The sequence below is a fragment of the Candidatus Magnetaquicoccus inordinatus genome, from assembly GCF_004217665.1.
Taxonomy (GTDB): Bacteria; Pseudomonadota; Magnetococcia; order Magnetococcales; family Magnetaquicoccaceae; genus Magnetaquicoccus; species Magnetaquicoccus inordinatus.
Window position 1 is genome coordinate 1 of sequence record NZ_RXIU01000201.1, and the last position, 6,584, is coordinate 6,584.

Annotated in this window: 11 protein-coding genes; 7 read left to right on the plus strand and 4 right to left on the minus strand. The window is 52.3% G+C overall.

Annotation, left to right across the window (positions count from 1 at the left end):
* Window positions 1-339: 339 nt before the first annotated feature.
* Window positions 340-807 (minus strand): copper chaperone PCu(A)C, encoded by a 468-nt coding sequence (locus EJP87_RS12715; RefSeq protein ID WP_130472247.1) that lies wholly within the window; start codon window positions 805-807, stop codon window positions 340-342.
* Window positions 808-971: 164 nt separating this feature from the next.
* Between EJP87_RS12715 and EJP87_RS12720 the strand changes: the two genes are divergently transcribed.
* Window positions 972-1,355 (plus strand): Crp/Fnr family transcriptional regulator, encoded by a 384-nt coding sequence (locus EJP87_RS12720; RefSeq protein ID WP_130472248.1) that lies wholly within the window; start codon window positions 972-974, stop codon window positions 1,353-1,355.
* A 328-nt stretch (window positions 1,356-1,683) separates the two neighbouring features.
* On the opposite strand, the gene EJP87_RS12725 is transcribed toward EJP87_RS12720, so the two are convergent.
* From EJP87_RS12725 to pgeF, 3 genes are all read right to left on the minus strand, one after another.
* The gene (locus EJP87_RS12725; protein WP_130472249.1) at window positions 1,684-1,980 is read right to left on the minus strand and encodes a hypothetical protein; all 297 of its coding nucleotides are present in this window, start codon (window positions 1,978-1,980) and stop codon (window positions 1,684-1,686) included.
* A gap of 100 nt (window positions 1,981-2,080) precedes the next feature.
* Complete coding sequence (locus EJP87_RS12730) at window positions 2,081-2,929, minus strand: lytic transglycosylase domain-containing protein (RefSeq protein ID WP_227657622.1); 849 nt, start codon at window positions 2,927-2,929, stop codon at window positions 2,081-2,083.
* Window positions 2,895-3,734 carry a peptidoglycan editing factor PgeF gene (pgeF, locus tag EJP87_RS12735; RefSeq protein WP_130472251.1) on the minus strand — a complete coding sequence of 280 codons (840 nt, stop codon included), beginning with the start codon at window positions 3,732-3,734 and terminating at the stop codon, window positions 2,895-2,897. The genes EJP87_RS12730 and pgeF overlap by 35 nt, the downstream gene beginning before the upstream one ends.
* Before the next feature lie 119 nt (window positions 3,735-3,853).
* On the opposite strand from pgeF, the gene rpsF reads away from it, so the two are divergent.
* The 6 genes from rpsF to rplI all read left to right on the plus strand — a co-directional run.
* Window positions 3,854-4,267, plus strand: coding sequence for a 30S ribosomal protein S6 (rpsF, locus tag EJP87_RS12740; RefSeq protein WP_193771362.1), 414 nt, complete (start codon window positions 3,854-3,856; stop codon window positions 4,265-4,267).
* The gene (locus tag EJP87_RS12745) at window positions 4,267-4,629 is read left to right on the plus strand and encodes a single-stranded DNA-binding protein (RefSeq protein ID WP_130472253.1); all 363 of its coding nucleotides are present in this window, start codon (window positions 4,267-4,269) and stop codon (window positions 4,627-4,629) included. The genes rpsF and EJP87_RS12745 overlap by 1 nt, the downstream gene beginning before the upstream one ends.
* 79 nt (window positions 4,630-4,708) lie before the next feature.
* Window positions 4,709-5,023, plus strand: coding sequence for a 30S ribosomal protein S18 (rpsR, locus tag EJP87_RS12750; RefSeq protein WP_130472254.1), 315 nt, complete (start codon window positions 4,709-4,711; stop codon window positions 5,021-5,023).
* An 11-nt stretch (window positions 5,024-5,034) separates the two neighbouring features.
* Entirely contained in the window at window positions 5,035-5,178 is a 144-nt protein-coding gene (locus EJP87_RS17910) for a hypothetical protein (protein ID WP_193771363.1), read from the plus strand.
* Entirely contained in the window at window positions 5,178-6,134 is a 957-nt protein-coding gene (locus EJP87_RS12755) for a DUF2232 domain-containing protein (protein ID WP_130472255.1), read from the plus strand. The genes EJP87_RS17910 and EJP87_RS12755 overlap by 1 nt, the downstream gene beginning before the upstream one ends.
* A gap of 5 nt (window positions 6,135-6,139) precedes the next feature.
* Window positions 6,140-6,584, plus strand: a 445-nt coding sequence (gene rplI, locus EJP87_RS12760; RefSeq protein ID WP_130472256.1) for a 50S ribosomal protein L9, incomplete at its 3' end; no start/stop codon positions are given.

Sequence of the window (6,584 nt, forward strand, 5' to 3'; positions counted from 1 at the left end):
AAAAGATTAAAAGATTAAAAGATTAAAAGATTAAAAGATTAAAAGATTAAAAGATTAAAAGATTAAAAGATTAAAAGCAAAATCCCAGGGATTCCATCCCTGGACCCGGCCAGGGAGGTGCCCTCCCTGGACCCGCAGTTGTGTTGGGTGGTGAATAGTTACTGATTTTGTAACTATTCAGGTTTGTGCTGGCTCGCCAGCTCTACCCTGAATAGTTGCCGCTATGATCAGCTTTCTCAGTCCGCTCAGCATGATACCGACTGTGCGGGAATGCGTTTATTGCCGCAGGCAGCACGCACTGCGGCGTAAAAACGCGATGCTACTATGCGCGGATCCCTATCAATGTTTGTGATGTTGATGTTCTTGTGCGGCGGCGCTGGGAGCAGCACGGACATCTGCGCTGACAGTTTCCTGGCTGCCATCGCTGAGCTGCAGCATCAACGGCACCTTATCACCGGCCTGCAAAGCTTTACCACGCAATCCAATCAGCATCATATGATAGCCACCTGGTTTGAGTGCAACCTGGCCTCCAGCATCTATCACCAAGCTGTCTCGGGCCACCATACCAGCAACCCCACCCTGCTGAACCGTCTCATGAAACTCTACACGGGCAAACATCGGGCTGGCAGCGCCAACAACCGTTTTTCCTGCCTTCCCTGTGTTGCGGATAACCATATAGGCCGCAGTAGTCTGCATGTTTGGTGGCGTGGCCCGTACCCAGGCATCCTGAATCGATAAATCTCCCGCCCACGAGAACATTGGAAAACCACTGAATAATAATGCCACCCCCCAGACTTTACTGTTCATAGCGCCGCATCCCCTAAAAAAAAGTTTACTTTCCCTGTTGGCAGGCCGTATCTTTGCCCACCACCGCACTGCACTTAAAGCAGCAAACCGCTCTTTTTATGTTGCATTAACCGTCAAAGAATAGACGATCCCGACAAAACCATGACACCTGCACGAGGTATTTCATGACAATATTGGTCGATCAAGAACGCAACCGCTTGCTCTCTGCCTGGCAAAAATTGGCCAAGGAGGAGCAACGCACGGTACGTCTTTTTGCTGAGTTTTTGGCCCAACAAAGCAGCACTGCCCTGTCGCAACAGGAGATTCCGCAGGAGCCGCTCTCCATTCCTAAACCGGAACATGAGTCAGCCGTATTGGCCATGAAGCGGCTGAAAAAAAGCTATCCCATGATCGAAGCAGACTTTTCTTTGCTAGAGACTGCCTCACAACTGCTGCTCAAGCGCATCATGGGTACTCCCGACGCTGAGGTTATAGCGGAATTGGAGGAGCTGTTTGCCAAGCGCTATCTTGCCTGGAAAGAAGAGCGCGCGCAAACCATCTCTTCCTAAGGACCAGAGCAAGCGAATTTGCCCATTTCCACACGGTTGCCACAAACTTGAACTGTGCAGGTCGGGCATCCGCCCTCCCAAAGAGTGCCCCTCCGGGGCACAAATTTGTGCGTCGTGCGCGAATGCTTCGCATTCGCTTTTGTAAAACGCCGCACATTTTCAGCAGGACTTTGCCCTGCACCCACCAGGAGGAGATAATCTCCTCCTGGACCTCCATAATAATTTATTGTTCTATTTTTATGCGAACATCCCGCATATCAATAACAATATTGTATTTTTACTCTACCAAAAGGCATTTAGAACATTTAACGAGTTGTTGCTGAGATCTTTACGGGCTCTTTTTATGTAAAGGGACCGAAGGAGGGGCTGTCCAATCCGCCGGGGTAGTGCCGTCCACAGAGAGTCGTTCACCGATCATCAGCAAAAACAGCAGGATGCTCACTCCTATCAACAGCCACGCAATCCGTTGCTCGTGTTTGCTCAATAGCGGTTTTTCGCCATTTTCGCCATCCAATAGCTCCTGTTGTGGGGGCGCAGGATGCCAAACACGCCAAAGCAGACGTGTGCCATAGAGGAGACCAATAACTACCAATAAGCCCAAAGACAAGAGCAGCAAAATACGCACGGTGTCGATTCACACAGAATGAGATGAATATTCCGTCATACTGCCAATAATGCACCTTGGCATGATTTTGGCAGTATGACGGACAGGTGGAGCTGCCGCCTTAACGACGCAAGACGACGATCGGAATCTCTTCAGAGCTGTCCAGAGTGTTCTTGGCTTGGTAACGGGAGCTGATATGGCGCGCCGCTACATAAGGTACCACACGTGAGGTGTGGGTAGGCGTAGAAGAGTTGACAGAGGCAGTGTGCGCAGTTGACGATTTGCTGCGGTTTTTGACGGAATGGACCGCTTTGGGCGAGGGGACAGGGCGCGGTGAGCGCATGGATGGAGTGTCATCATTCTCCTCATCATTGTCCCCCAGGAGGCGAACAACACGCTGATGGGCGTCAGCTACAAGAGAGGGGTCGCTGTCCTGCTTTTTCCGGGCCCGATATAGTTTTTTCGGATTGTTGCTGTTTCCTGGCACGGTCTTTGCGAAATAGCTTAGTACGTTGTGGATGTAGCGCTTGGTAGCCGGAAAAGGCGGTACACCGCCAAAGCGACTGACTGCGTTTGGACCGGCGTTATAGGCGGCCAAAGCCATCGGCAGACTGTTGGGATAGCGTTCCATCATCTGTTTGAGATAGCGGGCGCCACCGCGAAGATTTTGTTCGGGGTTAAAGCGATTGCTTACTCCCAATTCGCGAGCGGTTTCCGGCATCAATTGCATCAGGCCGACGGCACCGCGAGTGGAGACCGAAACGGTATCAAATTGCGATTCGACGGCTACCACTGCCTTCAGGAGATTGGGATCTACCCCCTCCTGTTGGGCGACTTGGCCGATCAGGGAGCTGAGTTTGGGTGGGCTGGCCCACACCACGCTGCTTCCCAGTAGTAAGAGAAGAGCCACTCCCAACCAAAGGGAGCCTCTTCTGTTAGACCAGGAGGATCCCCCCCATTTGTCTTCCACACGGAGCGTAGTTTCCTTGTGTGGCATGTCTGTGACTGAAAAAGTCGTTATTTCTCGAATAAGTACATTGTTTAGCATCATGTATTCTCTCTTTCGATAAGCCATACATCTCCAGTCTCTCCCGCAGATAGCCGGGCAAATCGAAGCGCAGTTTACCAGTATTATTTTGTTTTGAAAAGAATTTTTTATGATCCATGCACATTTTCTCTGCATGCTCTGCAAAAGTTTCGTAAAATGATGGATCGACCGTATAAAATTCGGAATGAATGCAAGGACCTATAATTGCATATATTTCATTAATCGAGGCGCCGGCATTGCACATTGCCTGCAGGCAGGATTCGCTGACGCCGTGGAGTGCGCCACGCCAACCAGCATGGGCGGCACCGATGATTCGTGCCTGGGGATCGGCAAACAGGAGAGGGGCGCAATCGGCGGTCATGATGGCCAGGAGTATGCCGGTTTCGCGACAGATTTGTGCATCGGCCTCTGCCGGATGGGGCAAGGGGTGGGAGTCTACCGTGATGGTGGTGGTTCCATGCACCTGGTCAAGAAAGCTGATGCCACGCAAGGAGTCCCCCAAACAGGCGGTCAGACGTTGGCGATTTCTGGCAACAGCCAAAGGATCATCCTGTACATGTGTCCCCAAATTGAGACTGGAATAGGCGCCCTGGCTGACCCCCCCATGTCTGGTGGTAAAAAAATAGAAGATTCCTGGCCACTGCTCGCTACTTTCCGGCACCAGTAGTGGGATTGTCTCTTGCTTTTTGCTTAGAGGGTCTGTCATACTATAGGACTTTATTTGCATGAGCCGATCTTCCTTGCTCCGGCACACTTTAAGCGGTCGGGGCTGTTTTGGTTCCGTGTGCTTGTCGCGTGTGCGGCAGGGTAGCGGAACATTTTTTTGGTAAGCCGAAAGGAGGCACTGTGGCTTTTTACGAAACCATCTATATCTTACGTCCAGATCTGACTACCGAACAAGTGGAGCAGATCAACAAACGGGTAGCCGATATTATTGCCGGGCAGGGGGGCAAGATTTTGGAGACCGAATTGTGGGGACGCCGTCAACTGGCCTATCCGGTCAAAAAAACAGGCAAAGGCTTTTATGTCTTTCATGTTGTCGAAGGGGGCGGACCTCTGGTGGCAACCTTGGAAGCATGGCTGAAAATCAACGAAGATGTGCTGAAATATCAGTCCATTTCGGTGCGCAAGCCCAAGTCAGGACCATCACCGTTGCTGCCGTTTGAAGAAAAACGGCCAGAAGGTGAGGCTGGCACCGGTCAGCTTGCCAACGAAGAGGAAGAGGCCGCTTCGGCCATCAATGCCTTCGAGGATGTGTAGTGCCTGATCCGGTAGTGGTCGTGCCGGAGCGTGCCAACCATATTGTTTTGGCTGGGACGTTGGCCGACAAGCCGGAATTTCGTAGTACGCCGTCAGGACGATTGCTCGCCTGCTTTATCTTGGAACATCTTTCCCAAGATGCGGCCTTTTCCGCACAACGCATCGAAGTGCGGATGGAGGTGTCGGCATTGGGCGATTTGGCTACTAGGTGTCGTAGTTTGACCACTGGCCAAGCGGTATGTGTGCAAGGCAGGCTCAATCAAAAGCGTTGGATTCGCGATGGCAAGATCCGTTGGGGAGCGATCGAGTTGTTGGCGGAGCAGATCAATCTGTTGCCGGATGATGCGGGCAACAGCCATTGATGGCAAAGGATCATGCCTGTTTTGCGAGTCGTAGATTCCGTTTGGAACCTTTCAGAATGAATAAAGGATAATTGTATCCATGTCAGAATATTCTGCTCCCGAGTCTGGGCACTCGGAAAATCGTAGTAGTGAGCCGGCTAGCGAAGGCAATGCGCGTCCTTCTGGCGGCTTTCGTCGCCCCTTTTTGCGTCGTCGCAAGGTATGCCTGTTTTGTGCCGACAAATCGGTAATTATCGATTATAAAGATCCCAAACTGCTGCTGCGTTTTATCACCGAGCGTGGCAAAATGGTTCCCAGCCGCATTACCGGTGTCTGCGCGCCGCATCAGCGCCATTTGAGCAAGGCGATCAAGCGGTCGCGCAATATCGCTCTCTTGCCGCATTTGGTTTCCTAGCGGTTGCCAGCATGCTTGTAGTTGCGGTCGGTCGGCAGATGCTCGACTTAACCTTGCTCTCCTTCGGCAAGCTGCTGTTTGGGTGGGCGAGAGAGGTTGTCGAAATGGTACGGTTGCGGGCTGTTGACAATGCATTGCTGCCGGTGCGCCGCTGATGTTGTATCGGTTGACGGTACATCCCTTTGCTGCCGGAGCCATGGCGACCATTCTGCTGTTGTTGCCTCTTTGGTTACCGTTGCTGACTCCGGTACAAGCTCTGGTGCCCTTGCCGCTGTTTCTGGTCACTCTGCGGGCAGGCAATAGAGCCGGTTGGTGGGCGGTGCTGGTTTTGTTGCTGGGTGCAGGTGTGGTGGGTGGCGGAGGAGTTTTTCCTCTGGTGGTTTTTCTCCTCTTTGCCGCCTTCCCCTTGCTGGCAGCCCGCTTGCTGCGCCAGGGGTGGCAGACCAGCCATTGTGCCTTGATTGCCTTTCTCTTGGGCAATGGCGTGTTGGTGGTCATCCTGGCCATCACTCTCGTCATGGGGCTGGATATGCCGCTCTTGCTCTCTGCCGAAATGAACGGCATGAAAGAGGCGGTATTGACAGCTTTGGGCGAGCAGAAGATGGGTAGCGCCGCTCTGGCGGAGTTTCGTCACACTCTGGAGCAGATTATTGCCGTGGTCAGTCTGTTGTTACCGGCAATGGTGCTGACCAGTTGGTATCTGATCCAGGTGGCCAATTTGCTTATTGCTCGTGGCGTTTTGCTTCGTTGGGGCGAATGGGGCATCGCAGCGGAACATCTGTCGGCAATGCGCTTGCCATTTCCGCTGGTGTGGGCGGTAATCGCCATGGCTCTCTTGGCTGTTTTTGCCCAAGGTCCATGGCGTTTTGTTGGTTTCAACTGGGGATTGTTTCTGGCTGTGCCCTATTTTTTCCAGGGCTTAGCCATATTGCATCGGGCTCTGCAGTGGTATCAAGTCAGCCATATGCTGCGGGTTGCTGTTTATACGGCACTCTTTTTCTGGACCAGTTTGGTCCTGCTGTTGTTTCTGGTGGGACTCTTCGATACGTGGATTGATTTTCGTCTACGCTTTTTTGACCACAAAGAAGGGGAAAACCCTTCGGGGAGGTGATTGCTATGGAACTGATTTTGCTTGAGAAAATCGGCAAATTGGGAGATTTGGGTACGGTAGTCAAGGTGCGTAACGGTTATGGACGCAACTTTTTGATTCCGCAGGGCAAGGCGTTGCCGGCTACTCCGGCCAATCGCGCCCGTTTTGAGGCTGAACGTCAGGCTTTTGAAGCGCGTCAGGAGGAGATCAAACAGTCTGCCGAAAATTTGGCCACACAGATCCAGGAGGTAACGGTGGTTTTGGATCGTCCGGCGGGCTCTTCCGACAAACTGTTCGGATCGGTCACCAATGGCGATATTGCCAATTTCTTTCAGGAGAAGGGCATCACTGTTCCGCGCAGCACGATCGATGTGCCTCGGCCCATCCGTACTTTGGGCGAGCATTTGGTGCGTATTCGTTTGCATCCCGATGTGATTCCGGAGATTACCATATCGATCACCCGTCGAGTCA